The organism is Brevundimonas sp. FV1ye7S (genome assembly GCF_058680995.1).
Genome location: NZ_CM178726.1, coordinates 2,770,744 through 2,796,062, shown reverse-complemented (window position 1 = coordinate 2,796,062; position 25,319 = coordinate 2,770,744). Strand labels below are relative to the sequence as shown.

The window sequence follows — 25,319 nt, the reverse complement described above, 5'->3', positions numbered from 1 at the left end:
GGACCACACCCGCAACCCGCAGAATCCATCACCGAAAACCTTGTTCAGGCGCCGCTGAAGGTGTCGCAGACGGCCGGGTCGCCCGACTGATAGCCGCGTTGCAGCCACTCGACCCGCTGGGCTGCGGAGCCGTGGGTGAAGCTCTCTGGCGAAACGCGCCCGCCGCCCCGGCGTTGCAGGGTGTCGTCGCCGATGGCCTGGGCGGTCTTCATGCCTTCCTCGATGTCGCCGGGCTCCAGGGCGACCTGGCCGTTTGAGACGGCCGAGGCGTTTCTGGCCCAGACGCCGGCGTAGCAATCGGCCTGAAGCTCCAGCGCGACGGAATACTGGTTGGCTTCGGCTTCCCCTTGCGCGCGCTGCTGGGCCTGACGGACCTGGGCCGAGGTTCCGGTCAGGGTCTGGACGTGGTGGCCGAACTCGTGGGCGATGACATAGGCGCGGGCGAAGTCGGCGCCCGAGGCGCCCAGTTGCGTCTCCATCTCCTGCCAGAAGCCCAGGTCCAGATAGACGGTCTTGTCGGTCGGGCAATAGAAGGGGCCCATGGCCGATTGGCCGAAGCCGCAGCCGGTCGATGTGCCCTGTTCATAGATGACCACCTTGGGCGGTTCGTAGCCGTTCAGCTTCTGGGTCCAGACGTCGTTGATATTGCCCCCGACGACATCGACGAACCGACCGGCCTGATCTTCAGGCGTCCCGACCTGACCCTGCTGCTGCTCGGCGCCGACGCCGCCGAACTGGCTGGCCAACTGGGTTGTGGTCGCCGGATCTATGCCGAACACGAGATAGCCGATGATCGCCAGGACCCCGACGCCGATCCCGCCGCCCGCCAGCGCCCCGCCGCCGAGACCGCGCCGATCCTCGACCCCGCCGCCGCCTGTCCGTCCGCCCTGCCAGCGCATGCCCGTTCCCTCCGCCTGATCCGTCTTGAAGCTAGGCCGGAACGAGGAGGAAAGGGAAGGGATGCGTCAGTTCGGCCGATCCAGCCAGTCGTCGATCTGGGTCACGCCCTGGCGGGTCTGTTGGCGACGAGCGGCGGCGCCTTCGCGCAGGCTGCGCTCCTGGGCGACGTCATACAGGGGGCGGGCGGGGACGGCCGGCGACACGGTCGGTTCGCGCGCGGCTTCGATCTGCATCAGGCGCTGACGGGTTTCGATCTGCTGCTGTCGGGCCAGGACGGCGTTGGCCTCGGATTGTCGCCGCAGCCGGTCGTTTTCATAGCGATGCTGGTCGGCGATCGCCGCAGGACCGCCGCCGGGATAGGCGCCGTAGGGCGCGGCGTAAGGCGGGACATAGGGCGGGGTTTGCGCCACGGCGCTGGAGGCCATGGCGGCGATCACTATGGAAAGGGTCGTGATCGGTCTCATGTCCTTGAAGATGGGCGGCGACGGCGCGAGAGGCAAGCGCGGCCGCGCCGTGACATCAGGGCATGGCCCAGACGGAGGATCGCTTGATTTCCAGGTCCTCCAGTTCTCTGGTCGTCGGCACGCTGTATTCGGCCAGGAAATCCAGGCCCGAGCGGGGAAAATAGGTGCGGCCGGGATCGCCGATCAGGACACGGGTTCCGGCGGCGCGGGCCTGGCCCAGCCAGGCCAGCACGGCCTCGGTCATCGGCTTTTCGTAGCAGATGTCGCCGGCGCAGATGACGTCCACGGCCGGCGGCGGGGCGTCCAGCAGATTGAGCGGTGTGAAGTCCAGGACCACGCCGTTGGCCTGGGCGTTGGCGGCGACGGCGGCCTGGCAGAAGGGATCGATGTCGGCGCACAGGACCGAGGCGGCGCCCGCCCGCATGGCCGCCACCCCGACCAGGCCCGAACCGGTCGCGAAGTCCAGCACCCGCTTGCCGACGACCTCTTGCGGGTGATCCAGCAGATAGCGGCTCAGCGCCTGGCCGCCGGCCCAGGCGAAGGCCCAGAAGGGCGGCGGCAGGCCCAGTTCGCCCAGTTCCTCTTCCGTCATCCGCCAGATCGGCGTGATCTCGTCCGCCAGCCACAGCGAGATCTCCGGCGCATGGGGCACGGGCTGGAGACGTGTGTTGGCGTGGATGAAGGCGGCCGGATCGGGGATGGTCATGCCCGGCGACGCGTCGCGGTCTTCAGCACGTCGGCATACCCGGGCGCGACCTCCATGCCGGCGGCCTGGGGACGGGCGTGGACGGCGCGGTGCAGGGCCGGCAGCTTCCAGCACGGCACATGCATGAACAGGTGATGTTCGGCGTGGAAATTGACCCAGTAGGGGGCGATGAAGGCGCGCTCCCACCAGGCGGCGCGGGTGGTGCGGGCGGCGCGGAAGGCGTCGGCGGCCGAGCCCTCGACGCAGGCGTGTTCGGCGATGTTTCTCAGCCGCGTCACCATCGGGAACCAGGTCGCCATCGGCAGCAGCCACAAGGCGAAGAAGGCCCACCAGACCCCCGCCGCGACGAAGCCCGCCAGCAAGAGGGCGTTGAAGGCGAGGAAGGGCAGGACCGAGCGGCCGGTGACGACGGCCTCATATTGGTGGGCGCTATCGCTCATTGTTTGTGCGCTATCGCCCTTCGGGCTGCCTGAGCGCCGTTGGGCCAGCGGCAGCAGCACCCGCTGCTTGAAGAAGGTCTGGCCGGTCAGGTCGCGGATCAGCTTGCGCCGCAGGGAGGCGGGCGAGACGGGGAAGGGCGCCGACAGCATCAGGTCGGGATCCTCCGGCTGCTGGGCGAAGCGGTGGTGGGCCAGGTGATAGGGGCGATAGGCGGTCAGGCTGGCGCCGATGGGCACGGCGCACAGCCAGTGGCCGAGAAAATCGTTCAGCCGCAGGTTCCGGGACAGGCCGCCGTGCGCCGCCTCGTGCATCAGGATCGCCAGGCCCAACTGGCGCGTGCCGATCACCATGACGCACAGCGGGATCAGCCAGGGGATCAGCACGCCCGTGACGACCGCAATCGCGATCACGGCCCAGCAGTGGGCGACCAGCAGCGGCCCGACCCATGCCGAGCGGGCCTGGAACGGAGCCCATTCCTCGGGTGTGAACAGGGCTGACGGAGCGATGCGCGGAGCGGCGAGCATGGGGGCAGTCTAGGCCTTGACGCGCGTCTAGAAAAGCAACGCAATTACGTTAGGTACGCATTACAAAAAGTCAGGTTGACATGACATTTGGTTGGTGTCAGGTTGTCCTTACACAAGGAGACCGACGATGTTTGCAGCATGGAAGAACGGAACACCGGCGCACCGGCGATATGTCATTCGCATCATGGCGTTCACCATCCCCTATGTGGCCATTTGCGTGGCCATGATGACGACCGACGCCTTTGACGAGGTGATGGGAAAGCCGGCGGCCTGGGGGCTGGCGGCGGTGGTCTCTGCGCCGGTGATCGGCCAGATCTGGGCGGTGCTTTCGCTGATGCGGGAGAGCGATGAGTTCGTGCGAGGCGTGACGGCGAAACAGTTCATCGTCGCCTCGGGACTGGCCATGGCGGTCGCCACCTTCTGGGGGTTCGGGGAGAGCTTCGCCGGCGCGCCGCATATGCAGACCTGGCTGATCGTGCCGCTGTTCTGGGGCATGTACGGCCTGACCGCGCCCTTCATCCGGAGCAGCCGATGAAGAACCGGCTGAAACTGCTGCGCGTCGAGCGCGGCTGGACGCAGGAGCAACTGGGCCAGGCGCTGGGCGTGTCGCGACAGGCGGTGATCGCCCTGGAGACCGAGCGGCATGATCCGTCGCTGGACCTGGCCTACCGGATCGCGGCGGTCTTCGAGCGGCCGGTGGAAGAGATTTTCGAGAACCCGCACGCCTGACGGCGGCGGACCAAACCTAAAATCCAAGGGAGACATCCGATGTTCAACGCCTTCTTCAAGGCGCGCCCGCGCCTGCGCGCCGCTCTGTTCGGCCTGGCGGTCTGCACCCCGTCGCTGGTGGTCGGCGTCACCGCCGCCTTCGCCCAGCCAAGCGCCCAGGCGCCGGCCTTCGTCTCGGACAGGCTGTCGGTCGAGGTGGTGGGGGCGGGCCCCGATGTGATCCTGATCCCCGGCTTCGGCTGTTCGCGGGAGGTGTGGCGGACCACGGCGGATCGGCTGAAGGCGACGCACCGGGTCCATCTGGTGCAGCTGGCGGGCTTCGCGGGCGAGGCCTGGAGCCATGGCGACGGTCCCTTCGTCCAGCCGGTGGTCGAAGAACTGGACCGCTACATCCGCAGTCAAGGGTTGGAGCGACCGGCGGTGATCGGTCATTCGATGGGCGCCCTGGCTGGGCTGGTGCTGGCGCAGCAGCATCCTGAGGCTGTCGGCCGGTTGATGAGCGTGGACAGTTTGCCCTTCTTCGGCGCGCTGCGGGGGCCGCAGGTGACGGTCGAGGCCATGAGACCGGCGGCGGAGCAGACGGCGCAGACCCTTCTGGCCCTCTCGGCCGAGTCGTTCCGCGCCGCCCAGGTCGGCAGCGCCCAGGGCATGACGCGGGACGCCGCGCTGCGGGTCAGGCTGGTCGACTGGACGACCGGGTCGGACCGCAAGGCCATGGCGGCGGCGATGCGGGATGTCCTGCTGACGGATGCGCGGCCAGGTCTTGCGAGCCTGAGCGTGCCGGTGACCGCCCTCTACGCCTCGGACGCCGACGGCGGGGCGCCGGCCGCCCAGGCGGATCAGGCCTGGGGTCACGAATATGCGACCCTGCCCGGCGTCAAGCTGATCCGCGTCGACGGCAGCCGGCATTTCATCATGGCCGACCAGCCCCAGCGGTTCTCCGAACTGGTGGATCAGTTCCTGGCCGACTGATCAGCCGTTCTTCGGCGTCACGTCCCCCGCCTTGACCGGCGCGCCGGCGAACTCGTCGGCGTAGGCGGGGTTCAGCAGGGAGCGGAAGACCGACTGGGGCAGGGCGATCTGGTAGGGGCCGTCCGAATAGGGGCCGATCTGATAGGCGCCGAGCAGGAAGGTGATCCCGCCCGCCTTGCCCGGCGTCGTGCCCGGCGTCAGGACGAAGGGGGTGGCGACGGCCTTGGGGCAGGTCCACATCTTGCCGCCCAGGGTCGCGGTCTCCGACCCCGGCGAGCGGGCCTGTTTGGCGGCGTTGGCGGCGTCGCACAGGGCCTTGTCCAGGCCCGCCAGATCGGCGCCGGGGCGGAACAGGTCGGCGAAGCCCAGCCGCTTCTTCATCGCCTTGTCCCACAGCACGGCCGAGAAGCTGGTGTTGGGGTGGGCGCCGCCGGTGAACTCGAAATCGGTGCGGGCCAGGCTGAACAGCTTGCCGGTCTCGGCGCCGGGGTCGAAGGCGATGGTCTTCTCGTAGCCGCCGGGGCCGCCGCCGGCCTCGGACAGGTCGGCCTGGGCGCCTTCGGAGAACTGGCGCAGGTCGCGCACGGCGGCGGCGTAGAGGGGGGCGTGCAGGTCGGGCTTGGACTTGATCGCGTCCGGCAGGGTCAGTTTGACCGTGGCGTACTGGGTCTTGGAGTCGAAACTCATCGGCGCGCCGGCTGCGGCCGGGTTGACGGGCGCGGCCGGGGCGGGGGCCGGAGCCTCGACCTTGTCGTCGCGCCTTTGGCAGGCGGCGACGGTGGCCGCGACGGCGACGGACAGCAGCAGGATGCGAACGGAACGGTTCATGGGAGACTCCTTCACAGGCCGATGGATCCGAGGGCGAGGGCGGCCAGCAGGATGAAGCCGGCCTCGCGATTGGACTTGAACAGTTTCAGCGCCAGGGCGCCGTCGGTGCGGTCGAGGCGGACGACCTGGCGGGCCAGATGGGCGGCGTAGGCGGCCAGACCCAGCCAGAACAGGGGGCCGAGTCCGGCTGACAGACCGGCCAGGACGGCCAGGACCAGGCTGACGACATAGAAGACGGCCACGCCGGGGCGGACGGCCGAGGCCAGGCGGCGGGCCGAGGATTTGACCCCGACCATGGCGTCGTCCTCGATATCCTGAAGGGCGTAGATGGTGTCGTAGCCCAGGGTCCAGAAGACGCCGCCGAGGTAGAGGAGGACGGCGGGGATATAGGCCTGCCAGACCAGGGTGACGGCGTGGTCGCTGCCGCTGGGGGCGGACCAGAGGAAGGGGCGGAACTCGCCCAGGATGTCGGCTGGCAGCAGTAGGGCAGCGGCGGCCAGGGGCAGGGCGGCGGCGAAGCCCATCAGGGCGCCCCAGTTGAAGGTCAGGCCCAGCCAGGCCTGGGGCCACCAGGTGATCCGCTTCATGAAGGGGTAGGCGGCGACCAGGGCCAGGGAGCCGACGCCGAGGGCAATGGCGACGACGGGCAGGGTCAGCAGGATCAGCAGGCTGATCAGGCTGCAGCCGATCACGAAGGCCCAGGCCTGTTTGACGCTGATCAGGCCGGCGGGGATGGGGCGGAGCGCGGTGCGGGCGACCTGGGCGTCGAAGTCGCGATCGACGATGTCATTGAAGGCGCAACCGGCGGCGCGCATCAGACAGGCGCCGATGCCGAAACCGACGAACAGCCATAGGTCATAGAGGCCGGGCGCCTGCCGATACTGGGTCAGGGCGAGGGTGACGCCCTGCCAGCCGGGCAACAGCAGCAGCCAGATGCCGATGGGCCGGTCGAACCGGCCCAGCTTCAGCCAGGGCTTCAGCCGCTGCGGCGCATGGCGATCCACCCAGTTGGCGCCGGCGTCGGGAAGAGGGGCGGAGGTCATGGGCATGGCTTAGCGGGAATGAAGGGCAGGGTGAAGAAGGTTCAGTCCCGCACCACGTTCATGCAGTCGCGGACCCTCCCCCGCAAGCGAGGGAGGGTCTGGTCCTTTCAGTTCTGATAGACGTCGCCGGAGCCGGCGATTTCGCTGGTCAGCTTGGCTGGACGGGTCGCCAGGCTGACGTCGCCGGAGCCGGCGATGCTGACCTGGACGTCGCCGGTGGGGGCGATGTCGGCGTCGCCGGAGCCGGCGATGTCGACCTTGGCGTCCTTGGCGTCCAGAGCCCGAAGATCGGCGTCGCCCGAGCCGGCGATGTCGAGGTCCAGGGCGTCGGTGCGGCCCGAGGCGGTGACATCGGCCGAACCCGAGATCGACAGGGCCATCGAGGGCTGGTCATAGCCGCTGATGTCCAGGTCGCCCGAGCCGTTGGAGGCGAAGCGGCGGACATTGGGCGCCGTGACGACGACGCGCAGCTCGTCGCGTTCCGACCGGGCGGAGAAGTTTCCGTTGTCCCAGCCGAACACGATCCGTTCGTCGCCGTCGCCCATGGACAGGCGGCCATCCGTCAGGGTGACGCGGTCGGTCAGCCCCTTGGGCCCGGTGATGACCACGGTATTGGCCGGCCCCTGGACGTATTCGACGTCGATGCTGGAATCGATGGTCAGGGCCTCGCCGCCGGTCCAGGCCAGGGTGCGGGTGGTGAAGGGGCCGAGATCGTCGGTCCCGCCGCCCCTGACCCGTTCGAAGCGGATCGACTCGCCGTCCCGGTCCTTGATGGTCCAGGCCCAGCCGTGGCGTTGCAGGTCGTGGCCGCCGAGGGCGATGGTGCCGCCCAGGGTGACCATGCAGAGCACCAGGGCGGCGCCGGCGATGATGAACAGTGTGCGGATCATAGCGAGCCTCCCGTGCTCGAGACGTCAGATTGGGTTTCAGTTTGGGGTTCGAGCGCCGGCTTGAGCAGCCGGTAGTGCAGGCGGGCGAACCAGACGATCCCGTTGACCAGCCAGATGGTGACGATGGTCAGAAGGGCGCCGATGAAGACGGCCCCGGCCATCAGGCCCAGACCCATCAGGACCGCCGCGAACGGGCCGCCGGGGAAGCCGGCGAAGGGACCGGCCACCATGACGCCGCCGCCCGAGATGAACAGGGCGATGGCGGCGATGAAGAAGCCGAAGAGGGTCCCGACCACGCCCATCAGAATGGGCAGGAGGATCAGGATGTCGATGGCCCCCAGGCCCAGGACCGCGAAGACGGCGGCCGCGGCGGCGGAGGGGTTCTTCTCCTGGCGCCAGCGCTGGATCCCGGCCTCGGCCTTCAGCTCGCGGGCCAGCCGGCCGGGATCGCCCAGGGCGGCGGCCACCTCGGCCTCGGTGCGGCCGGCGGCCAGACCGTCGGCGAAATGGGTCTCATAGTCGGCGACGATGTCGGTCGCCGTGGCGGTCGGAAGGCCGACCAGGCCGCTTCTGAGACGGGCGATGAATTCCGCGCGCGTCATTGTTCCGTTTCCTCCGGTTGAGCCTCGGCCGCCTGGGGCGCCGAAGCCTGGATCGTGTTCGCGTCGCTCGCCAGGACGGCGTCGACAGCCTGGGTGAAGGCCGACCATTCGGCGGTCTGGGCGGCGAGGGCCGTCCGTCCGGCGTCGGTCAGGCGATAGTATTTGCGGGACGGGCCGGACGAGGATTCGACCAGATAGGTCTCGACCTGTCCGTCCGACTGCATCCGCCGCATCAGGGGGTAGATGGTGCCTTCCCCCATATCGATCGCGTCCGACAGGCGGCTGGCGATCTCGTAGGCGTAGCTGTCGGCCCGGTTCAGAAGCGCCAGGACGCAAAGTCCCAGAACCCCCTTCTTCAGCTGTATCTCGATGGTTTCGGTCACCTCGATGTCTCCTTTGATGGAGATTGAGTACGACAAGGTACCTTGCGACGCAAGGTACCTGTTTAAACATGACGAAGGTTTAATCCAACGGGGTTCGATGAGGGGGCGGACGGGTTTGGGGCGAGTTTGCGGCGGATGGAGCGGGGATCGCTTGGCAAGCGAAGGGCGATCCGATAGGGACTCAAGGAAGTGACGGGTGGAGAACACGCCCGCGCGAAGACTTGAGATTCGTTCTCAAGTCTCTGCTGAAAAACGATATTGTGGGGACTTCGTATGGGAATGGGGACGCGAGCCCTGGGAAGAGCGAAGGCAGGAGCGACGGCGGCGACGACAGCCGTCGGGATCGCACTGTTCTCCGCCGCGCCGACGTGGGCGCAGGATCTGATGGGCCAGCCGACGCCGGGCGGCATCGATCTTCAGCCGGCCGCCGCGCCGCTGAAGCACGACGCCATCTGGTTCCATGACATCGTCCTGATGCCCGTCATCACCGGCATCACCCTGCTGGTGCTGGGCCTGCTGGCCTGGATCGTGTTCCGCTACAACAAGAGATCCAATCCGACGCCCGCGCGCTGGAGCCACAACACCACGGTCGAGATCATCTGGACCGTTCTGCCGGTGGTGATCCTGGTGGGGATTTCGCTGTTCTCCTTCCGCCTGCTGTTCGCCTATCACGACATGCCGGAACCGGATCTGACGGTGAAGGTGACGGGCAACCAGTGGACCTGGGCCTATGAATATCCCGACCAGGGCGTGGCCGAGTACATCTCCAACATGGTGCCGGAAGGCGAACTGGCCGAGCGCGGCCTGTCGCACGCCGTCTATCGCCTGGCGGCGGACGAGCCGATGGTGGTGCCGGTCGGCAAGACGGTGCGTCTGCTGATCACGGCGTCCGACGTCATCCACGCCGTGGCCCTGCCGGCCTTCGGCCTGAAGACCGACGCCGTGCCCGGCCGGGTCAACGAGACCTGGTTCAAGGCCGAGCGCACCGGCGTCTTCTACGGCCAGTGCTCGGAACTGTGCGGCGTCGATCACGCTTTCATGCCGATCCAGATCAATGTCGTGACCCAGGCCGAGTTCGAACGCTGGATCGCCTCCAAGGGCGGCTCCATGACGCCGAAGACGGCCGAGGCCGCGCCGGGCGGAACCGCCGCCCAGGTCGAGGCCGGCACGACCGGCGCCCCCGTGGTCGGTACGGCGACGACCGGCCCCGAAGCCGGCGCCCAGACCGGCATACCCACCGCCCAGACGGCGACGACGCCGACCGCGCCGACCGTTCAACCCGCTCCCGCCGTGGCCTCCGCCGCGCCGGCCGCCCAGTAAGAGGCGAGCAGTTCCATGGCTGACGCAACCGTTTCGACCCGCGACGTCCTTCCCGCCCACGACGCCCACCACCACGACGATCACAAGGTGGGCTTCTTCACGCGCTGGTTCCTGTCCACCAATCACAAGGACATCGGCACCCTGTATCTGATGTTCGCCATCATGGCGGGCATTGTGGGCGGGGCGCTGTCGGGCCTGATCCGCTGGGAGCTGGCCGAGCCGGGAATCCAGATCTTCAAGGAAGGCTCGTCGATCCAGCTTCTGGGTCTCGTGGAGCAGTCCAAGCACGGCTATAATGCGGTGGTCACCGCCCACGCCCTGATCATGATCTTCTTCATGGTCATGCCCGCCATGATCGGCGGCTTCGGCAACTGGTTCGTGCCGATCATGATCGGGGCGCCGGACATGGCCTTCCCGCGCATGAACAACATCTCCTTCTGGCTGCTGGTCGCCGCCTGGTGCCTGTTGATCCTGTCGATGTTCGTCGACGGCGGGCCGGGCAAGGGCTTCGGCGGGGGCTGGACGGCCTATCCGCCCCTGTCGACGGTGGGCCACGTCGGCCCGGCCTTCGACCTGGCCATCTTCGCCCTGCACGTCGCGGGCGCCAGCTCCATCCTGGGCGCGATCAACTTCATCACCACCATCCTGAACATGCGCGCGCCGGGCATGACCCTGCACCGGATGCCGCTGTTCGCCTGGTCGGTGCTGATCACCGCCTTCCTGCTGCTGCTGTCGCTGCCCGTCCTGGCCGGCGCCATCACCATGCTGCTGACCGACCGCAACTTCGGCACCCACTTTTTCGACCCGGCCGGCGGCGGCGACCCGATCATGTACCAGCACCTGTTCTGGTTCTTCGGCCACCCGGAGGTCTACATCCTGATCCTGCCGGGCTTCGGCATCATCAGCCACATCGTCTCGACCTTCAGCCGCAAGCCGGTGTTCGGATACCTGGCCATGGCCTACGCCATGGTGGCCATCGGCTTCGTCGGCTTCGTGGTCTGGGCGCACCACATGTACACGGTCGGAATGAGCGTGAACCTGCGCGCCTATTTCATCGCCGCGACCATGATCATCGCCGTGCCGACCGGGGTGAAGATCTTCAGCTGGATCGCCACCATGTGGGGCGGCTCCATCAGCTTCAAGACGCCCATGCTGTGGGCCATCGGCTTCATCTTCCTGTTCACCGTCGGCGGGGTGACCGGCGTGGTCCTGTCGAACGCCGGCATCGATTACAGCCTGCACGACACCTATTACGTGGTGGCCCACTTCCACTATGTGCTGTCGCTGGGCGCCGTCTTCGCCATCTTCGCGGGCTTCTACTACTGGTTCGAGAAGATGTTCGGGGTGAAGTACAACGAGTTCCTGGGCGCGACCCATTTCTGGATCATGTTCGTGGGCGTGAACCTGGTGTTCTTCCCGCAGCATTTCCTGGGCCTGCAAGGGATGCCGCGCCGCTATATCGACTACCCGGACGCCTTCACCCTGTGGAACCAGATCTCGTCGATCGGTTACGCGATCACGGCCGTGGGGGTGCTGGTCTTCCTGGTCATGCTGGCCGAGGCCGCCATTCGCCGCCGGCCGGGCGTCGCCAATCCGTGGGGCGAGGGCGCCACGACCCTGGAATGGACCCTGTCCTCGCCGCCGCCGACCCACCAGTTCAACGAACTGCCGGTGGTCAAGGGCGACGAGCACTGATCCCGGGCTGACATTCCGAACGGCGGGCCGCTCTTTCCACGGAAGGGGCGGCCTTCTGCTTTGGGGTATGCTATGCGGCCCTCATCCATGACACCCGAACCCATGACCCAGGACGTCCAGACCCGCCCCGCGCTCTCGACCGCCCAGCCGGAAGACTTCTTCCAGCTGCTGAAGCCGCGCGTCATGTCTGTGGTGGTCTTCACCGCCGCGACCGGACTGGTCATGGCACCGGGATCGATGAACCCGCTGGTCGCCGCCATCGCCATCCTGTGCATCGCCGTGGGCGCGGGCGCCGCCGGGTCGCTGAACATGGCGCTGGAGGGCGAGACCGACGCCCTGATGCGGCGCACGCGCGGTCGGCCGGTGGCGGCGGGGCGGGTCAGAAAGAATGACGCCATGGCCTATGGCGTCATCCTCAGCCTGTTCTCGGTCATGCTGCTGGGGATGAACACCAACTGGTTCGCGGCCGGTCTGCTGGCCCTGACCATCGTCTATTACGCCGGCTTCTACACCCTGCTGCTGAAGCGTCGGACGCCGCAGAACATTGTCATCGGCGGGGCGGCGGGCGCCTTTCCGCCGGTGATCGGCTGGGCGGCGGCGACGGGCCAGGCGCCGTGGCAGGCCTGGCTGCTGTTCCTGATCATCTTCCTGTGGACCCCGCCGCACTCGTGGGCCCTGGCGCTGTATTCGGCCGGCGACTACGCCAAGGCGGGGATACCGATGATGCCGGTGGCGCGGGGGGCCAAGTCCACGCGGTTGCAGATCCTGATCTATTCCCTGGTCTTCATCGCCTCGGCCGTGGCGCCGGCCCTGGTGGGCATGGGCGGACTGATCTACGCGGTCGTGTCGGTCGCCGGCGGCCTGGGCTTCCTGGGCCTGGCCTGGCGGCTGTATCGCTCGCGCGCCGGCGACGAGCCGGACAAGGCCGATACGGTGGGACGCGAGGCCGCATTGTATGATGTGAAGGCCCAGGCCAAACCGGCGCGTGACCTGTTCGCCTTTTCGATCCTGTATCTGGTCGCCCTGTTCTCGGCCTTTCTGGTCGAGGCGGTGGCGGGCCTGGGAGCCTGAACCATGCGTCTGAGCCCTGAGGAACTGCGCGCCCGCAAGCGGCGCAACGTCTGGATCGCGACGGCCCTGGTGGCCTTCATCGTCCTGATCTTCACCACCACGGTCCTGCGCCTGCAACAGAACCAGGCGGCCGAGCGCGCCCTGTTGCAAGAGGCGACGGGGGCGCCGCGATGAACAATCCCGGCCGCAAGAACCTGATCGCCATCGTCTGCGTCCTGGGCGTGATGGGGATGACGGGCGCGGCCTTCGCGGCCGTGCCGCTGTATCGGATGTTCTGCCAGGTCACGGGCTTCGACGGCACGGTGCGTCGCGCCGACAAGGCGCCGGACACGGTGCTGGATCAGACGGTGCTGGTTCGGTTCGATACAAACGTGCGCGGCCTGCCCATGACCTTCCGCGCCGAACAGACGACCCAGAGGGTGCGGATCGGCGAGACGGGCCTGGCCTATTTCGACGTCACCAACACCTCGGACCAGCCGATCCAGGTGCGGGCCGGGTACAATGTCGTGCCCGAATACACCGGCCCCTATTTCCAGAAGCTGCAATGCTTCTGCTTCTCGGATCAGACCCTGGCGGCGGGCGAGACGCGCCAATTCCCGGTCCAGTATTTCATCGCCCCCGAACTGGCCACGGACCGCGAAGCCAAGGGCGCGCGCGAGATCACCCTGAGCTACACCTTCTATCCGTCGGTCGATGCGCCGGCGGGGCCGAACGCCTGATTTCGTGGCCCGACCGGGTGTGGACTTTCCGGGCGTCGGCTGCGGTCTCGTGATCCAGCGCGCCGACGGGCGGGTGCTGCTGTGCAAGCGGCTGAAGGCGCCTGAGGCGGGACACTGGAACATCGTCGGCGGCAAGGTCGATCACATGGAAATCTCCGCCGAGGCCGCGCGTCGCGAGGCCGAAGAGGAGAGCGGCCTGACGATCGGCGCAGTCGAGTTCCTGTGCCTGTCGGAAGAGATCATTCCGGCGGACGGCCAGCACTGGGTGTCGCTGATCTATGTGACGCGGGACTTCTCCGGCGAGTCGCAGCTGACCGAGCCGGACAAGCTGTCGGAGATCGGCTGGTTCGATCCGACCGATCCGCCGCAACCCTTGTCGGTGTTCTCGAGGACGGCCTTTGAGGCCCTGAAGGCGCGGGTGTAGCGCCACAACCCCGTCACCCTCGGGCTCGTCCCGAGGGTCCACGCCTAATGCGATTACAAGCTGTGGAGTTTAGACACCGGACCCTCGCCCGACCTGAGGTGCGGCGGACAGGTGTGCCCTCGGGACAAGCCCGAGGGTGACACGTTTGGGAGCAGCCCGGAGATCGCGGCGGAAACACGGCGGCGCACTGGCGCGACGCAAAAGCGGCGGTTATAGCTGGGGGATAAGGCGAGTTCATCGCCAGCCCAATATAGAGATGAAACGCATGGCCGACGCGCACGCCGCTCCGCACCACGACTATCACCTCGTGCCGCCCAGTCCGTGGCCGCTGCTGTCGTCCATTGCGGCGACCATCATGTTCATCGGCGCCGTGATCTGGATGAAGGGGCTGGCGCCGGCCGAGAACGGGCCGATCGCCGCCAACTTCCTGGCCGAAGGCAAGCCGGGCGTCTTCTTCGCCGGTCTGGCGGGGGTTCTGCTCTCGGCCATCGGCTGGTGGTCGGACGTGATCAAGGAATCCAAGGCGGGCGACCATACGCCGGTCGTCTCGATCGGCCTGCGCTACGGCATGATCCTGTTCATCGCCTCGGAGGTGATGTTCTTCGTCGCCTTCTTCTGGATGTTCTTCGACATGGCCCTGTTCCATGAATCGCGGGCCCTGACGCCGGAAGTCGGGACCTGGGCGGACACGGCCAAGGCCTGGTCGACCTGGCCGCCCAAGGGGGTGGAGGTTCTGTCGCCCTGGCAGCTGCCGCTGCTGAACACCGTGACCCTGCTGCTGAGCGGCTGCACCGTGACCTGGGCCCACCACGCGATCCAAGTCGGCGACCGCAAGGGCGCCAAGATCGCCCTGATCATCACCGTGGCCCTGGGCGTCTTCTTCACCAGCGTTCAGGCCTACGAATATCAGCACATTCTGCACGAGCACCTGTTCTTCAACGAGGAAGCCGCCAACTCGGGCCTGTATGGGTCGATCTTCTTCATGGCGACGGGCTTCCACGGCTTCCACGTTCTGATCGGCACCATCTTCCTGGCGGTCTGCCTGATCCGCCTGCTGGCCGGCGACTTCACCCCGCAGAAGCATTTCGGCTTTGAGGCGGCGGCCTGGTACTGGCATTTCGTGGACGTGGTCTGGCTGTTCCTGTTCGCCTTCGTCTACGTCGTCTTCGGTTGATCCCGGACACCACCGACAAGATCGCGGCGGCGGGGGACGAGGGATCGTCTCCCGCCGTCGCCGTTTCCGCCGTGCGGGCGGGACTGAAGGGGCGTTGCCCGCGCTGCGGCCAGGGGCGTCTGTTCGCCGGCTTCCTGAAGGTGCGGGCGGGATGTGAGGCCTGCGGGCTGGATTTCTCGACCATCCAGACCGGCGACGGGCCGGCCAGTTTCATCATGCAGATCGCGGGCTTTCTGGTCGGGTTTTCGGCCCTGGTGGTCGAGATCAAATTCCATCCGCCCATGTGGCTGCACCTGATCGTCTGGCTGCCGTTGGTGGTGGCCCTGTCGCTGGCGCTGATGCGGCCGGGGCGCGGGCTGATGATCGGTTTGCAGTACAGGAACCAAAGCGCCCCCTCCACCGCTGCGCGGTCCCCCTCCCCCGATCCGCTTCGCTCCACGGGGGAGGATATATGAGGCGGTTTCCCTGGATGTTGACGCTGCTGACGGTCGCGGCCCTGGTCCTGCTGATCGGGTTGGGCCTGTGGCAGGTCGAGCGGCTGAAGTGGAAAGAGGGGCTGATCGCGGCGTCCGAGGCGGCGGCGGCCAAGCCGCCCGCGCCGCTGGATCAGGTGCTGGCGGCCGATCCGGACGGGGGCGATCTGGAGTTCCGCAAGGCGTTGATCGTCTGTCCGGGTCTGGCGACCGCGCCCTATGTCGAACTGCAGTCCATCCATGACGGCGTGGCGGGGGTGCGGCTGATCTCGGCCTGCCGGCCCGTCGATGCGGATTTCAGCCTGCTGATCGACCGGGGCTTCGTCGCCGACGAGATTTCGGGCCGGCCGCGCGTGGCGGAGTCCACCCTGCCGCTGGTGCTGATCGGCGAGTTCCGCCGCTTCGATCCGCCGGGCGGCATGACGCCGCCTGCGGCGAACGGCCGCTTCTATGGCCGCGACACGGCGGCCATGGCCAAGGCCCTGGAGGTCCAGGGGCCGGTGCGGCCCGAGGCGGTGTTCGCCGTCAGCCCGACCAATCCCGAGTTCGGCGCTCTGAAGCCGTCCGCCCCGCCGGCGGCCTTTTCCAACAATCATTTCGGCTACGCCCTGACCTGGTTCGGGCTGGCGATTGTGCTGGCGGGCTTCTATGTGGCCCTGCTTCGAAGACGCCTGAAGAAAGACACCCCCTGACCGCCACCCTGCACACCCTGTCCAACGGCGTCCGCGTCATCTGCGACCCCATGCCCGGCCTGAAGACCCTGGCCGTCGTCGTCACCGTCAAGGGCGGGGCGCGGTGGGAGGCGGAGGATCGCTCCGGCTGGTCGCACCTGCTGGAACATCTGGTGTTCAAGGGCGCCGGCGACATGGCTGCGCGCGAGATCGTCGAACGGATCGAGGCCGAGGGAGGCACGATCAACGCCTCCACCGGCTATGAGCGGACCAGTTTCGAGGTACGGGGGCTGGAAGGCACCCTGGCGTTGAACATGCAGGTGCTGTCGGACCTGGTGTTCCGGCCTGCCCTCGACCCCGCCGAGATCGAGCGCGAAAAGGACGTGGTGGCCCAGGAGATCGCCGAGGCCTTCGACACCCCCGACGACCATGTGTTCGAGATGGTTCAGACGCGCGCCTTCACCGGCCAGCCGCTGGGCCGGCCGATCCTGGGCTCGGTCGACAGCCTGAAGCCGGCGGACAAGGCCAGCGTCGAGGCCTGGCGCGCGCGGCTGTATTCGCCCGACCGGATGGTGGTGTCGGCGTCCGGCGCGGTGGAGGAGGGCGAACTGCTGGCCCTGGCCGAGCGCTGGTTCGGCGACGCGGTCGCGACCCCGGTTCCGGCCCCGGCGTCGGCGGCCTTCGTCGGCGGGCATGCGACCCTGACGCGCAAGATCGAACAGGCCAATCTGGTGTTCCAGCTGCCGGCCCTGTCGGCGACCGATCCGGCCCTGTCGTCGATGCGGCTGTTCGGCGAGATCCTGGGCGGGGGCATGGCCTCGCGCCTGTTCCAGAGCGCGCGCGAGGAGCGGGGCCTGGCCTACGCCATCGACGCCTATCAGGAGCCTTACGAGGACACCGGGGTGCTGGGGATCTACGCCGGGGCGGCGGCGGATCGGGCCAGGGAACTGGCCCAGGTGGCGGCGGCCGAGGTGCGGGCCCTGGCCGAGACCGGGCCGACCGAAAAGGAGCTGTCGCGGGCCAAGGCGGTGATGAAGGCCGGTCTGTGGATGTCGGACGAGAACCCGATGAGCCGGGCAGGACGCAACGCGGCCCAGACCCTGATCTTCGGCGCACCCCGGTCCAGCCTCTCCATGACCGAACAGCTGGAGGCCCAGACGGTCGAGGACGTGCGGGCGGTCGGCGGTCGGATGCTGGCGGGGGGCCAGGCGGCCAGCGCCGTGCTGGGGCCGAAGTCGGCGGCGCCGGCGGGGGAGGCGTTCGCGGCGGCCCTGTTCGGGGGGTAGGGAACATCCACCCTCGGCATCTGTTATGCTGACGCTTGAAACATCCAAACCCGGAGCCGCCCCATGTCCGTCCGTGTCGCCCTGATCGTCGGCAGCCTGCGCGAGGGCTCCTATTCCCGCGCCATCGGGCTCGAGATGAAGGCCCTGGCCGCGCCGGAGCTGGAGCTGGACCTGATCGAGATCGGCGACCTGCCGCTGTATAATCCCGACCTGGATACGGAGACGCCGCCGGCGGCCTGGTCGCGGTTCCGCGAGGAGTTGGCGACGACCCAGGCCGTGCTGTTCGTGACGCCGGAATACAATCGCTCCATCCCCGGCGCCCTGAAGAACGCCCTGGACGTCGGCTCGCGCCCCTACGGCCAAAGCGTCTGGGCGGCCAAGCCCGCCGCCATCGTCAGCGTCTCGCCCGGGGCCCTGGCCGCCTTCGGCGCCAACCACCACCTGCGCCAGCCCCTGGTCTTCCTGAACATGCCCACCATGCAGCAGCCGGAAGCCTATATCGGCAATGTCGCCGGTCTGCTGAACGAGGAGGATGGGACGCTGAAGAACGAGGGGACGCGGGAGTTCCTGAAGGGGTTCCTCGATGCGTTCGCGGGGTGGATCGAGAGGACGAAGGGGTGAGGAATCCGAGGTGAAAGGGCCTGCTTCTCACCCAACGTTCGCTACCTGTATCAATCGCTAAATACGTGGCAAGCAGTTTGATCTAGGGCTCAATGTATCGGTTTACATTTCCGATGTAGCGTCATGGCGATAATCCTATGATCACGGCAGCAATCCTGATGGTCGCAGTCACCGCGCTAATCACGCCGGATACTGTCGCTGCTGGATGGCTTGAATGCGAACGTGAAGGCCGCACCAGGCAGTTCGCGCCCTTGGTGTCCGTCACACGGGTTCTCAGGCTCAATAGCGCGGAACAGCAACAGGGGCAGCCGGTTCCGGCAGGCCTTCAGGCGATGACCGTCTCGCGAGAACACGTCGATTACATGATTGGCCTGGGCTTGAGCTCCATCGACATAGTGATGGACGGAAAGCCAGCTTATACGCCGGGGTTCGGACCGTCAGCACGCGGCGTGTATCGGCTTGAAATCGCGAACGCCGCAGATCAGCGTTGCGACCAATACAATGACGCAGTCACGGGCATGCGAGCAATTGGTTTGGAATACGAAAAAGTCGATTTCGCGCCGGCTGGACATTGTCTGACGCTCACGCGGGTCGATGAAAGCATGTCGGCCTACTCTCATTTCGTCGTCAGCTATGGCGATGAAGCCGCGACGCGAGTTGGATATTTTCATCGAGGTACTGAGCTACGCTCCAAGGATGGAGAAGTGGTGGCCCGCGCGATGATCTATGCGTTCGAACCCCCACGTCAGCCAACCTGCCCGGCTAACAGCAATGCTAAGCCTCTCCCGCAATTCCTGCTGGAGCTTACTGGACGCCCCAATTGAAAACGGCGGCTCCTTTCGGAGCCGCCGTCGCCATATCAGCCGAGAAGCTGAAATCAGCCGATGGTTTGCAGCTGGCCAGCGGATTCCTTGCCCGAACGCTTGTCGCGTTCCAGCTCGTAGGAAACCTTCTGGTTTTCATCCAGGCCGCGCAGGCCAGCGCCTTCAACGGCGGAGATGTGGACGAAGACGTCCTTGCCGCCGTCGTCGGGTTGGATGAAGCCGTAACCCTTGGTCGGGTTGAACCATTTGACAGTGCCGGTAGCCATTTTGAGACCTCCGTTAGAAGTTGACCGAGGGAACGCCCCTTCGGCCTGTCGGGTCTGAATGGGAGCGGCCTTGACTCGTGCGTTCGCAGAGAGAGTGGGCGTTACGCAGAGAGATCGACGAAGTCTATGTACTCAGGTCTTCGTGACAAATGCAAGCGCGGCCGCAACAAGGATTTTACAGTCGGTGGAACGGTCCAGCTTGGAGTGCGTTAGATTGGTACACGCAAAGGCTCTACCATGAACCGCATCCACGTTGTGGAGCGCGCCTACCAGCTCGCCCGCACTCCTGACTGTCTGAACACCGGCGACGTCGTCAAGGCCCTGTCTGCCGAAGGCTATTCCGGCGCCGAGATGTCCCATTTCCAGGGCAGCTCGATCCGCGCCGATCTGAACCGCATCTGCAAGATCCCGGTCGAGACCGAAGTCGCCTGATACGGCCCTTGGCCCGGCCTGGAGATCAGACCAAGCCGGCCAGGGTCGGCGCCTCGGCCGCGCTGTCGGGGAAGACGCGGGTGTCCAAGGCCGCGCGATCAAGGCCCATATGATCGCGCAACACGCCCTTGAACACGGATCTGATGTCCAGGGTCGGGGCCAGGTCGCGCCCTTCGAACAGGCGATTGTCCGCCAGGGTCGGCCAGTCGCCGATCAGGCCGCCGGGCTTGAGACCGCCCCCCGCCAGCAACAGGGACGAGCCCGTGCCGTGGTCGGTGCCCTGGGTGCCGTTGGCGCGGGCGGTGCGGCCGAACTCGGTGGCGACCACCACGACGGTGCGGGACCACTGCTCGGCCAGCCCGTCCTTCAAGCCTGAAATCAACTGATCCAGACCGGTCAGCCGCGTCTGGAGCTGGCCGCGCTGACCCGCGTGGGTGTCCCAGCCGTCCAGGGAGACGGCGACGATGTCGGCCCCCTCGGCCCCCGTCATCAACCTGGCGACGGCGCGACCCAGGGCCTCGACGTCGTTGCGGCGGACGGTCTGGCCCGAACCGTCGGCGACCAGGGCCTCGGTCGCCAGACCGCGCGCCAGATTCTGACCCAGCATCGGATCGTCGACATAGAGGTCCTGCAGCAGGGCGGCGATCCGGTCCTCGCCCGTGACGCGGCCGCCCGGCGCCCAGCTGGAGACGGGGGCGTCGCCGCGCAGGATCAAGGGCGTCTGGGCGCCGATCGACAGGCCTTGCAGCCGCGCGCCGCCCGCCGCCACGATGGCGCGGTTCAGCCAGCCGTCCTCGCGTTGGCGCAGCGCCTCGCCGCCGTTCTCCAGGACGTCCTGGGCCTCGAAATGCGAGCGGATCCGCACCGGCAAGGCCACGGCGGGGGCGAACCGCATCTGGCCCTGATCGTGCAGCCGGTGCAGCCCGGCGAGGGCGGGGTGCAGGCCGAACCCCTCGTCGAGATCCAACGCCCCGTTCGGTTCGCCCGGCGCCGCCAGCGCCAGGCCGCCGCGCAAGGGGACATAGTCGGGATCGGCGTAGGGAATGGTGACGGACAGGCCATCCATGGCGCCCCGGGCGATGACCACCACCAGTTTGGGGCGGGAGGCATCGGTCTGGGCGGCGACACGTCCGGCGAAGGCCAGGCCCATGCCGGCGGTCGCGGCGCCCAGCAGGGTGCGGCGGTCGAGGGTGAGACGGGTCATCGGCGCTGGAACTCCGGCGACATCAGGAGAAGGGTGAGGGCCTCGGTCCGGCTTTCGGCGCGGGCGACGGCGAGGCGGGTGCGTTCGGACAGCCGGTCGCCCAGGGCGTCGCGCGCCGCGGCGGCGATGTCGGCGGTCCGGGCGGTTTCGGCGGCGGTCCGCGCCCAGTTCAGGCGCTTGACCAGGGCGTCGGGACCGGCCCAGTCGGCCGCCGTGTCGGGCCAGCCCTCGGGCGAAGGCGCGGCGAAGGGGGGCTGGCCCATTTCAATCAGGGCCTGACGCAGGGGCTGGATTCGCTGGGGCGGGACGTCCAGGGCCCGATGGGTCGAGACGATGAACTCGTAGGGCGTCTTGATCTTGGTCGGCTGCGGCGTCCAGGTCTCGGGGGCCTCGACCAGGGCGCGAGCGACCTGGGCCAGGTCGCCGTCGGACCGGCGCCAGGCCTGCTCCAGCCGCGCCACGAGGGGTTCAGGCGGCGTGTCCGCGACGAAATGGGCCGCGATCCGTCGCGACAGACGCCGGGCCGTGGCCGGATGCCGGGCCAGGTCCCGCAGGATGGCCTCGCCCTGGGCCGCGCCCCTCTGCGCATAGGTCCGGCCCATCACGGTGCGGGGGCCGGGTTCATGAATATTGGCGCGGAAGACGAAGCCGTTCGGGCCGGGTTCAACCGCCTGGGCCGCCCGGCGGGCGCGGTCCCGGCCGGGCGCGGCCTGGCGATCCTGGGGCCGGGGGATCGACCAGCCGGTCAGGGCGCGGGCCAGTTCTGTGACGTCGGCCTGGGTATAGCCGGCGTCGGCGCCCACGGTGTGAAGCTCCAGCATCTCGCGGGCCAGATTCTCGTTCAGTCCGACCTTGCGTCGCGTCCCCGCCGGGCTGTCCGGCCCGGTCGAACGCGCCTGGTCGAGGTACAGAAGCATGGCCGGATGCTGTTCGGCGGCGACCACCAGATCCTCGAACCGGCCGAAGACGTTCGGTCGGACGGCCTCGCGTTCATAAAGGTCGATGAAGGCGCCGCTGTCGAACTTGACCGCCGACACGGTCAGGGCGTTGGCCCAGAACAAGGCCCACCGCTCGGCGAAACCGTCAGCCGTCGTGGCGCCCAGCCGGGCGCGCGTCAGAAAGGCCTGGGCGGTGTCGTCGGCGAGCGCGCGACGGGCCGCCTGGCGCGCCGTCCGCACCGCCTCGGCGTCCGCAGATGCGCCGGCCCGCTGGCCCCGATCGCCCTGATAGTCGAGGAAAGCCGCCATCCGCTGGCCGGAATCAGCGAAGGGGCCGGCCGGTTGAGGCGCGCCTTCGGAGCGGATCTGGGCCAGGGCCCAGGCGCGCGGATCGGCCGCGACGCGCGCGATCTCGCCGGGGCGGGCGCCGAGGCCCAGTCGGGTCACGGCGATGGCGGCGTCGGTCGAAGATGCGGCCATGAAGGGCTCCTGATCGTCGGTCTGAGTGTAACGCCTCGGAAACAAAACTCCGTCGCGGATCAGATTCGCGTGCATCTGTCGCCAAGCGGGCGGCGGCGCGCTAGGTTGTGTTTCGATGGCCCTCCTGGACTGGATGAGCGATGTAGCCGGACCCGTGGTCCGGGGCGACGGCGTGCTGTTGAGGCCGCCGCGGGCGTCCGATTATGCGGCCTGGTCCGCCCTGCGCGACGGGTCGCGCGACTATCTTCAACCGTGGGAGCCGGCCTGGCCGGACGACGATCTGAGCAAGGGCGCGTTCCGGCGTCGGCTGTCGATCTATGCGCGGGAGATGGAGCTGGGCAACGCCTGGCCGTTTTTCATCTTCGTCGACGGCGGCAAGACCCTGGCGGGCGCCGTCACCCTGTCGAACGTGCGCCGCGGCGTCGCCGAGACCGGCACCCTGGGCTACTGGATCGGCCAGCCCTACGCCGGGCGCGGCTATGCGACGGCGGCGATGCGGGCGGTGGTCGGCTACGCCTTCGACCGGCTGAAACTGCACCGGCTGGAGGCGGCCTGCCTGCCGACCAACCAGGCCTCGCGCCGGGTGCTTGAGAAATCCGGCTTCCAGAACGAGGGTCTGGCGCGGGCTTATTTGAAAATTAACGGCGAGTGGGCAGATCATCTGCTGTTCGGCCTCGTCGAGGACGAGATCGATCGCGGCGGCCGGACGCCGTCTTGAGAGGGCGACAGCTTTGACCGCGCGACCCCGATCCCTGGCCTGGGACGCCACGAGCGCCATCGAGGCGCTGGCGGCCGCCGATACGGCCCTGTGGGTCTGGACGCCGTCGCAGGATCAACTGCGGTTCACCGGCGCGACGCGCGTCCTGGGCCTGGGGCCGCTGGCGCCGGAATGCTCGGGCGCCGGCTTCGTCGCCTCGACCCTGCCGCAGGACCGGTCGCTGGCCGAGAAGATGCTGAAGCCCCAGGATGAAGGGACCGAGGTCGCGGTGCGCCTGCGCATGCGCGGATCCGACACCTGCATGTGGCGCGGGGTCTGGCTGGAGGACGGGCTGCGCGCCGCCGGGGTGGTGGCGCTGGAGACCAAGTTCGCCGGCTCGGACCGGGATGCGCTGACCGGCCTGCTGGATCGCCGGGCCTTTATCACGCGGGTCGGCGAGGTCCTGACCCAGGCCGGCGAATACGAGATCGTGGTCGGCGACGTCGACCGTCTGAGGCGGCTGAACGAGGCCCTGGGCCACGAACGGACGGATCTGGTGCTGTCGGCCCTGGGGTCGCGCCTGGCGGCCGCCTTCTCCAAGGAGGCCTCGCCTGCGCGGATCGGCGAGGACGAGTTCGCCGTCATCGTGCAGAAGACCGCCTCACACGCCAGCTTTCGCCTGCGCGAGGCGCTGGAGCAGCCGCTGCGGGTCGCGGGCTTCGACATCTATCCGACCGTCTCCATCGGGGCCGTGGTGGTCGAGGGCGGGCCGGACGCGCCGGACGCCTCCGAACTGTTGCGCCGGGTCGAACTGGCGGTCGAATCGGCCAAGGGCGCCGGGCGCGGCGGATCGGCCGCCTATGGCCGGGCGCTGGAGAGCGACAGCCTGAGCCGTCTGGCGCTGGAGGCGGATCTGCGGAACGCCTTCGTGCGCGGCGAGATCGTGCCCTTCTTCCAGCCCATCGTGAACCTGAAGACCGGGGCGGTGGCGGGCTTCGAAGCTCTGGCGCGCTGGCGTCACCCCAAGCGCGGCCTGGTCCCGCCGGACGAATTCCTGGGCCTGACCGCCGACCTGGGCATGATGAACGACCTGGGCCTGCTGATGATGACCCAGTCGGCGCGGCAACTGGCCGAATGGATCCAGCGCCACCCCCTGGCCGGCAAGCTGTTCTGCAGCGTCAACCTGTCGGTCGGCGAGATCGAACGCCCGCACCTGTGCGAGGACGTGGCCCGGATCATCCAGGAAAGCGGCCTGCCGAAGGGGGCGCTGAAGCTGGAAGTGACCGAGGGCGACATCATGCGCGACACCGCGCACGCCGCCGAGGTGCTGCAGTCGCTGAAGGACGTCGGGGCGTCGCTGGCGCTGGACGATTTCGGCACCGGCTTCTCGTCCCTGTCGTATCTGGCGCGCCTGCCGTTCGATACGCTGAAGATCGACCGCTATTTCGTCCTGACGATGAACAAGGACGAGGGCTCGGCCAAGATCGTCAAGTCGGTGGTCAACCTGGGCCGCGACCTGTCGCTGGAGGTCGTCGCCGAAGGGGTGGAGAACGGCGAACTGGCCGCCCTGCTGCTGGAGGCCCAGTGCCACTACGGCCAGGGCTTCGGCTATGCGCCGGCGCTCCCGGCGCAGGAGGCGGAGGTCTATCTGGCTGAGAGCCTGGCGGACGGCACGGCGCCGCTGAAGCAGCGGTCGGCTTAATACAGGCTAGTGGGCCACGCCCCAGGCGGTCAGACGACGCTCGGCGAGCGTCTGCATGAAGCCGTCCAACGCGATCAGGCGGCGTTTCATGTCGCTGGGCTCGACGCTTTTCCAGATGGCAGGATCATAGACGGCCTTGGCCTGCTGAAGGTCGTCCCCGGCCTCGAAACGCTCGGCCAAATACAGGATTTCAAGCAGGGCCTGGGGGTCGGTCTGCTGTTCCAGCTTCAGCGCGCCGAACCGGGTCAGACAGGCGGTCATTATGGCGTCATCGGATGTCGGGGACATGATCGGCTCCAAAGCTGTGACGCTGAGATAAGAGCGCTTATCGCCTTGTCCAGACGCGATCTCGTGGAGCCTAGGGGCGAGCGCCTCGTCTCAATGTGATGAAGGCCGCAATCGGCGCGGCCAATACGCTCATCGCGAAGCCTGCGATGCCGATGAGCGAGGCCGGGTCCGAGGTGGCGACGAACGTGTGAGCGGCCGCCAGGCTGAGCATGAAAATATAACCGACTGGAGCAAGGCAGGCGATGCCTATGACCAAACTGAGCCAGCGTGCGCGTGCCCGCCAGCCGATGATGCAAAACCCCATCCCCAATAGGGTCGCCAGCCAACCGCCGTTGAAGACGTAGAGAAAAAAGCAAACCATGGCCAGGTCGCTGAACAAGAGGCCGCTGCTGTTCATCTCATTCTCCAATCTTGAGCAGGTTTCATATTCAAGGCGCGGTAGGCAAGATTTCTCCGTTTCGTCATCCTAGGCCTTGCGCCTAGGATCCATGGACTCCGGCGGTGACGGTGAGCCACGGTCGCGCCGGGAGTCTGGATCCTCGCCGCGAGGGC

At 67.8% G+C, this 25,319-nt stretch carries 32 protein-coding genes; 18 read left to right on the top strand and 14 right to left on the bottom strand.

The annotated features are described in order from the left end of the window. Positions 1-44: 44 nt before the first annotated feature. The 4 genes from ypfJ to ACW18C_RS13635 form a co-directional block, all read right to left on the bottom strand. Positions 45-899: a KPN_02809 family neutral zinc metallopeptidase gene (ypfJ, locus tag ACW18C_RS13650; protein ID WP_492071474.1), complete on the bottom strand. Its 855-nt coding sequence runs from the start codon at positions 897-899 to the stop codon at positions 45-47. A 66-nt stretch (positions 900-965) separates the two neighbouring features. Then, positions 966-1,364, bottom strand: coding sequence for a hypothetical protein (locus ACW18C_RS13645; protein WP_492071472.1), 399 nt, complete (start codon positions 1,362-1,364; stop codon positions 966-968). 55 nt (positions 1,365-1,419) lie between these two features. Next, positions 1,420-2,070 carry a class I SAM-dependent methyltransferase gene (locus ACW18C_RS13640; protein ID WP_492071471.1) on the bottom strand — a complete coding sequence of 217 codons (651 nt, stop codon included), beginning with the start codon at positions 2,068-2,070 and terminating at the stop codon, positions 1,420-1,422. Beyond that, positions 2,067-3,035, bottom strand: coding sequence for a fatty acid desaturase family protein (locus tag ACW18C_RS13635; protein WP_492071469.1), 969 nt, complete (start codon positions 3,033-3,035; stop codon positions 2,067-2,069). The genes ACW18C_RS13640 and ACW18C_RS13635 overlap by 4 nt, the downstream gene beginning before the upstream one ends. Before the next feature lie 127 nt (positions 3,036-3,162). On the opposite strand from ACW18C_RS13635, the gene ACW18C_RS13630 reads away from it, so the two are divergent. From ACW18C_RS13630 to ACW18C_RS13620, 3 genes are read left to right on the top strand one after another with little or no spacing between them, the layout of a single operon-like run. Further along, a complete protein-coding gene (locus ACW18C_RS13630) occupies positions 3,163-3,570 on the top strand; it encodes a hypothetical protein (protein ID WP_492071468.1) in 408 nt (135 codons plus the stop codon). After that, positions 3,567-3,764 carry a helix-turn-helix transcriptional regulator gene (locus tag ACW18C_RS13625; protein ID WP_372705145.1) on the top strand — a complete coding sequence of 66 codons (198 nt, stop codon included), beginning with the start codon at positions 3,567-3,569 and terminating at the stop codon, positions 3,762-3,764. The genes ACW18C_RS13630 and ACW18C_RS13625 overlap by 4 nt, the downstream gene beginning before the upstream one ends. A gap of 39 nt (positions 3,765-3,803) precedes the next feature. Next, positions 3,804-4,736: an alpha/beta fold hydrolase gene (locus tag ACW18C_RS13620; RefSeq protein ID WP_492071466.1), complete on the top strand. Its 933-nt coding sequence runs from the start codon at positions 3,804-3,806 to the stop codon at positions 4,734-4,736. On the opposite strand, the gene ACW18C_RS13615 is transcribed toward ACW18C_RS13620, so the two are convergent. From ACW18C_RS13615 to ACW18C_RS13595, 5 genes are all read right to left on the bottom strand, one after another. Continuing rightward, a complete protein-coding gene (locus ACW18C_RS13615) occupies positions 4,737-5,564 on the bottom strand; it encodes an RsiV family protein (RefSeq protein ID WP_492071465.1) in 828 nt (275 codons plus the stop codon). 11 nt (positions 5,565-5,575) lie between these two features. Beyond that, complete coding sequence (locus ACW18C_RS13610; RefSeq protein ID WP_492071464.1) at positions 5,576-6,607, bottom strand: UbiA family prenyltransferase; 1,032 nt, start codon at positions 6,605-6,607, stop codon at positions 5,576-5,578. A gap of 107 nt (positions 6,608-6,714) precedes the next feature. Beyond that, positions 6,715-7,497, bottom strand: a complete 783-nt coding sequence (locus tag ACW18C_RS13605; RefSeq protein ID WP_492071463.1) for a GIN domain-containing protein — start codon at positions 7,495-7,497, stop codon at positions 6,715-6,717. Next, positions 7,494-8,099 carry a DUF1700 domain-containing protein gene (locus ACW18C_RS13600; protein ID WP_492071461.1) on the bottom strand — a complete coding sequence of 202 codons (606 nt, stop codon included), beginning with the start codon at positions 8,097-8,099 and terminating at the stop codon, positions 7,494-7,496. Before ACW18C_RS13600 ends, ACW18C_RS13605 begins: the two co-directional genes overlap by 4 nt. Beyond that, a complete protein-coding gene (locus tag ACW18C_RS13595; RefSeq protein WP_008261972.1) occupies positions 8,096-8,482 on the bottom strand; it encodes a PadR family transcriptional regulator in 387 nt (128 codons plus the stop codon). The genes ACW18C_RS13600 and ACW18C_RS13595 overlap by 4 nt, the downstream gene beginning before the upstream one ends. Before the next feature lie 273 nt (positions 8,483-8,755). Between ACW18C_RS13595 and coxB the strand changes: the two genes are divergently transcribed. From coxB to ACW18C_RS13535, 12 genes are all read left to right on the top strand, one after another. Then, positions 8,756-9,802 carry a cytochrome c oxidase subunit II gene (coxB, locus tag ACW18C_RS13590; RefSeq protein WP_492071458.1) on the top strand — a complete coding sequence of 349 codons (1,047 nt, stop codon included), beginning with the start codon at positions 8,756-8,758 and terminating at the stop codon, positions 9,800-9,802. Positions 9,803-9,817: 15 nt separating this feature from the next. Continuing rightward, complete coding sequence (gene ctaD, locus ACW18C_RS13585) at positions 9,818-11,497, top strand: cytochrome c oxidase subunit I (protein ID WP_008263055.1); 1,680 nt, start codon at positions 9,818-9,820, stop codon at positions 11,495-11,497. Positions 11,498-11,584: 87 nt separating this feature from the next. Continuing rightward, positions 11,585-12,568 carry a heme o synthase gene (gene cyoE, locus ACW18C_RS13580; RefSeq protein ID WP_492071456.1) on the top strand — a complete coding sequence of 328 codons (984 nt, stop codon included), beginning with the start codon at positions 11,585-11,587 and terminating at the stop codon, positions 12,566-12,568. A 3-nt stretch (positions 12,569-12,571) separates the two neighbouring features. Further along, the gene (locus ACW18C_RS13575) at positions 12,572-12,742 is read left to right on the top strand and encodes a cytochrome c oxidase system small membrane protein (RefSeq protein ID WP_183198353.1); all 171 of its coding nucleotides are present in this window, start codon (positions 12,572-12,574) and stop codon (positions 12,740-12,742) included. Next, positions 12,739-13,287 carry a cytochrome c oxidase assembly protein gene (locus ACW18C_RS13570; RefSeq protein ID WP_492071453.1) on the top strand — a complete coding sequence of 183 codons (549 nt, stop codon included), beginning with the start codon at positions 12,739-12,741 and terminating at the stop codon, positions 13,285-13,287. Before ACW18C_RS13575 ends, ACW18C_RS13570 begins: the two co-directional genes overlap by 4 nt. 4 nt (positions 13,288-13,291) lie before the next feature. Then, positions 13,292-13,711 (top strand): NUDIX domain-containing protein, encoded by a 420-nt coding sequence (locus tag ACW18C_RS13565; protein ID WP_492071451.1) that lies wholly within the window; start codon positions 13,292-13,294, stop codon positions 13,709-13,711. 265 nt (positions 13,712-13,976) lie between these two features. Then, complete coding sequence (locus ACW18C_RS13560; protein ID WP_008260260.1) at positions 13,977-14,885, top strand: cytochrome c oxidase subunit 3; 909 nt, start codon at positions 13,977-13,979, stop codon at positions 14,883-14,885. Beyond that, the gene (locus ACW18C_RS13555) at positions 14,882-15,340 is read left to right on the top strand and encodes a DUF983 domain-containing protein (RefSeq protein WP_492071448.1); all 459 of its coding nucleotides are present in this window, start codon (positions 14,882-14,884) and stop codon (positions 15,338-15,340) included. Before ACW18C_RS13560 ends, ACW18C_RS13555 begins: the two co-directional genes overlap by 4 nt. Next, complete coding sequence (locus tag ACW18C_RS13550; protein ID WP_492071446.1) at positions 15,337-16,050, top strand: SURF1 family protein; 714 nt, start codon at positions 15,337-15,339, stop codon at positions 16,048-16,050. The genes ACW18C_RS13555 and ACW18C_RS13550 overlap by 4 nt, the downstream gene beginning before the upstream one ends. Positions 16,051-16,100: 50 nt before the next feature. Beyond that, a complete protein-coding gene (locus ACW18C_RS13545; RefSeq protein ID WP_492071445.1) occupies positions 16,101-17,315 on the top strand; it encodes a M16 family metallopeptidase in 1,215 nt (404 codons plus the stop codon). Between the two features lie 63 nt (positions 17,316-17,378). Next, positions 17,379-17,936: an NADPH-dependent FMN reductase gene (locus tag ACW18C_RS13540; protein ID WP_292149653.1), complete on the top strand. Its 558-nt coding sequence runs from the start codon at positions 17,379-17,381 to the stop codon at positions 17,934-17,936. A gap of 137 nt (positions 17,937-18,073) precedes the next feature. After that, the gene (locus ACW18C_RS13535) at positions 18,074-18,760 is read left to right on the top strand and encodes a hypothetical protein (RefSeq protein WP_492071442.1); all 687 of its coding nucleotides are present in this window, start codon (positions 18,074-18,076) and stop codon (positions 18,758-18,760) included. A gap of 53 nt (positions 18,761-18,813) precedes the next feature. Here ACW18C_RS13535 and ACW18C_RS13530 read toward each other — a convergent pair whose 3' ends face one another. After that, positions 18,814-19,026, bottom strand: a complete 213-nt coding sequence (locus ACW18C_RS13530) for a cold-shock protein (protein WP_008260410.1) — start codon at positions 19,024-19,026, stop codon at positions 18,814-18,816. 237 nt (positions 19,027-19,263) lie between these two features. Here ACW18C_RS13530 and ACW18C_RS13525 point away from each other — a divergent pair, with 237 nt between their 5' ends. Next, positions 19,264-19,458 carry a hypothetical protein gene (locus tag ACW18C_RS13525; RefSeq protein WP_008262034.1) on the top strand — a complete coding sequence of 65 codons (195 nt, stop codon included), beginning with the start codon at positions 19,264-19,266 and terminating at the stop codon, positions 19,456-19,458. A gap of 25 nt (positions 19,459-19,483) precedes the next feature. On the opposite strand, the gene ACW18C_RS13520 is transcribed toward ACW18C_RS13525, so the two are convergent. Both ACW18C_RS13520 and ACW18C_RS13515 read right to left on the bottom strand, forming a co-directional pair. Beyond that, positions 19,484-20,662 carry a DUF1501 domain-containing protein gene (locus ACW18C_RS13520; RefSeq protein WP_492071439.1) on the bottom strand — a complete coding sequence of 393 codons (1,179 nt, stop codon included), beginning with the start codon at positions 20,660-20,662 and terminating at the stop codon, positions 19,484-19,486. Further along, on the bottom strand, positions 20,659-22,080 hold the full coding sequence (locus tag ACW18C_RS13515) for a DUF1800 domain-containing protein (RefSeq protein ID WP_447941422.1): 1,422 nt from the start codon (positions 22,078-22,080) through the stop codon (positions 20,659-20,661). The genes ACW18C_RS13520 and ACW18C_RS13515 overlap by 4 nt, the downstream gene beginning before the upstream one ends. Before the next feature lie 115 nt (positions 22,081-22,195). On the opposite strand from ACW18C_RS13515, the gene ACW18C_RS13510 reads away from it, so the two are divergent. Both ACW18C_RS13510 and ACW18C_RS13505 read left to right on the top strand, forming a co-directional pair. Further along, positions 22,196-22,798: a GNAT family N-acetyltransferase gene (locus ACW18C_RS13510; protein ID WP_035309900.1), complete on the top strand. Its 603-nt coding sequence runs from the start codon at positions 22,196-22,198 to the stop codon at positions 22,796-22,798. Positions 22,799-22,811: 13 nt separating this feature from the next. Beyond that, a complete protein-coding gene (locus ACW18C_RS13505; RefSeq protein ID WP_447941423.1) occupies positions 22,812-24,479 on the top strand; it encodes a putative bifunctional diguanylate cyclase/phosphodiesterase in 1,668 nt (555 codons plus the stop codon). A 6-nt stretch (positions 24,480-24,485) separates the two neighbouring features. On the opposite strand, the gene ACW18C_RS13500 is transcribed toward ACW18C_RS13505, so the two are convergent. Both ACW18C_RS13500 and ACW18C_RS13495 read right to left on the bottom strand, forming a co-directional pair. Further along, positions 24,486-24,767 (bottom strand): hypothetical protein, encoded by a 282-nt coding sequence (locus ACW18C_RS13500; protein WP_492071436.1) that lies wholly within the window; start codon positions 24,765-24,767, stop codon positions 24,486-24,488. A 70-nt stretch (positions 24,768-24,837) separates the two neighbouring features. Further along, positions 24,838-25,164, bottom strand: coding sequence for a hypothetical protein (locus ACW18C_RS13495; RefSeq protein WP_292149640.1), 327 nt, complete (start codon positions 25,162-25,164; stop codon positions 24,838-24,840). Between the last annotated feature and the right edge of the window lie 155 nt (positions 25,165-25,319).

What these genes read in the sequence shown, in the direction of transcription:
- ypfJ (WP_492071474.1), bottom strand. Translation starts at nt 899, where the DNA reads ATGCGCTGGCAGGGCGGACGGACAGGCGGCGGCGGGGTCGAGGATCGG.
- ACW18C_RS13645 (WP_492071472.1), bottom strand. Translation starts at nt 1,364, where the DNA reads ATGAGACCGATCACGACCCTTTCCATAGTGATCGCCGCCATGGCCTCC.
- ACW18C_RS13640 (WP_492071471.1), bottom strand. Translation starts at nt 2,070, where the DNA reads ATGACCATCCCCGATCCGGCCGCCTTCATCCACGCCAACACACGTCTC.
- ACW18C_RS13635 (WP_492071469.1), bottom strand. Translation starts at nt 3,035, where the DNA reads ATGCTCGCCGCTCCGCGCATCGCTCCGTCAGCCCTGTTCACACCCGAG.
- ACW18C_RS13630 (WP_492071468.1), top strand. Translation starts at nt 3,163, where the DNA reads ATGTTTGCAGCATGGAAGAACGGAACACCGGCGCACCGGCGATATGTC.
- ACW18C_RS13625 (WP_372705145.1), top strand. Translation starts at nt 3,567, where the DNA reads ATGAAGAACCGGCTGAAACTGCTGCGCGTCGAGCGCGGCTGGACGCAG.
- ACW18C_RS13620 (WP_492071466.1), top strand. Translation starts at nt 3,804, where the DNA reads ATGTTCAACGCCTTCTTCAAGGCGCGCCCGCGCCTGCGCGCCGCTCTG.
- ACW18C_RS13615 (WP_492071465.1), bottom strand. Translation starts at nt 5,564, where the DNA reads ATGAACCGTTCCGTTCGCATCCTGCTGCTGTCCGTCGCCGTCGCGGCC.
- ACW18C_RS13610 (WP_492071464.1), bottom strand. Translation starts at nt 6,607, where the DNA reads ATGACCTCCGCCCCTCTTCCCGACGCCGGCGCCAACTGGGTGGATCGC.
- ACW18C_RS13605 (WP_492071463.1), bottom strand. Translation starts at nt 7,497, where the DNA reads ATGATCCGCACACTGTTCATCATCGCCGGCGCCGCCCTGGTGCTCTGC.
- ACW18C_RS13600 (WP_492071461.1), bottom strand. Translation starts at nt 8,099, where the DNA reads ATGACGCGCGCGGAATTCATCGCCCGTCTCAGAAGCGGCCTGGTCGGC.
- coxB (WP_492071458.1), top strand. Translation starts at nt 8,756, where the DNA reads ATGGGAATGGGGACGCGAGCCCTGGGAAGAGCGAAGGCAGGAGCGACG.
- ctaD (WP_008263055.1), top strand. Translation starts at nt 9,818, where the DNA reads ATGGCTGACGCAACCGTTTCGACCCGCGACGTCCTTCCCGCCCACGAC.
- cyoE (WP_492071456.1), top strand. Translation starts at nt 11,585, where the DNA reads ATGACACCCGAACCCATGACCCAGGACGTCCAGACCCGCCCCGCGCTC.
- ACW18C_RS13575 (WP_183198353.1), top strand. Translation starts at nt 12,572, where the DNA reads ATGCGTCTGAGCCCTGAGGAACTGCGCGCCCGCAAGCGGCGCAACGTC.
- ACW18C_RS13570 (WP_492071453.1), top strand. Translation starts at nt 12,739, where the DNA reads ATGAACAATCCCGGCCGCAAGAACCTGATCGCCATCGTCTGCGTCCTG.
- ACW18C_RS13560 (WP_008260260.1), top strand. Translation starts at nt 13,977, where the DNA reads ATGGCCGACGCGCACGCCGCTCCGCACCACGACTATCACCTCGTGCCG.
- ACW18C_RS13550 (WP_492071446.1), top strand. Translation starts at nt 15,337, where the DNA reads ATGAGGCGGTTTCCCTGGATGTTGACGCTGCTGACGGTCGCGGCCCTG.
- ACW18C_RS13545 (WP_492071445.1), top strand. Translation starts at nt 16,101, where the DNA reads ATGCCCGGCCTGAAGACCCTGGCCGTCGTCGTCACCGTCAAGGGCGGG.
- ACW18C_RS13540 (WP_292149653.1), top strand. Translation starts at nt 17,379, where the DNA reads ATGTCCGTCCGTGTCGCCCTGATCGTCGGCAGCCTGCGCGAGGGCTCC.
- ACW18C_RS13535 (WP_492071442.1), top strand. Translation starts at nt 18,074, where the DNA reads ATGATCACGGCAGCAATCCTGATGGTCGCAGTCACCGCGCTAATCACG.
- ACW18C_RS13530 (WP_008260410.1), bottom strand. Translation starts at nt 19,026, where the DNA reads ATGGCTACCGGCACTGTCAAATGGTTCAACCCGACCAAGGGTTACGGC.
- ACW18C_RS13525 (WP_008262034.1), top strand. Translation starts at nt 19,264, where the DNA reads ATGAACCGCATCCACGTTGTGGAGCGCGCCTACCAGCTCGCCCGCACT.
- ACW18C_RS13520 (WP_492071439.1), bottom strand. Translation starts at nt 20,662, where the DNA reads ATGACCCGTCTCACCCTCGACCGCCGCACCCTGCTGGGCGCCGCGACC.
- ACW18C_RS13515 (WP_447941422.1), bottom strand. Translation starts at nt 22,080, where the DNA reads ATGGCCGCATCTTCGACCGACGCCGCCATCGCCGTGACCCGACTGGGC.
- ACW18C_RS13510 (WP_035309900.1), top strand. Translation starts at nt 22,196, where the DNA reads ATGGCCCTCCTGGACTGGATGAGCGATGTAGCCGGACCCGTGGTCCGG.
- ACW18C_RS13500 (WP_492071436.1), bottom strand. Translation starts at nt 24,767, where the DNA reads ATGTCCCCGACATCCGATGACGCCATAATGACCGCCTGTCTGACCCGG.
- ACW18C_RS13495 (WP_292149640.1), bottom strand. Translation starts at nt 25,164, where the DNA reads ATGAACAGCAGCGGCCTCTTGTTCAGCGACCTGGCCATGGTTTGCTTT.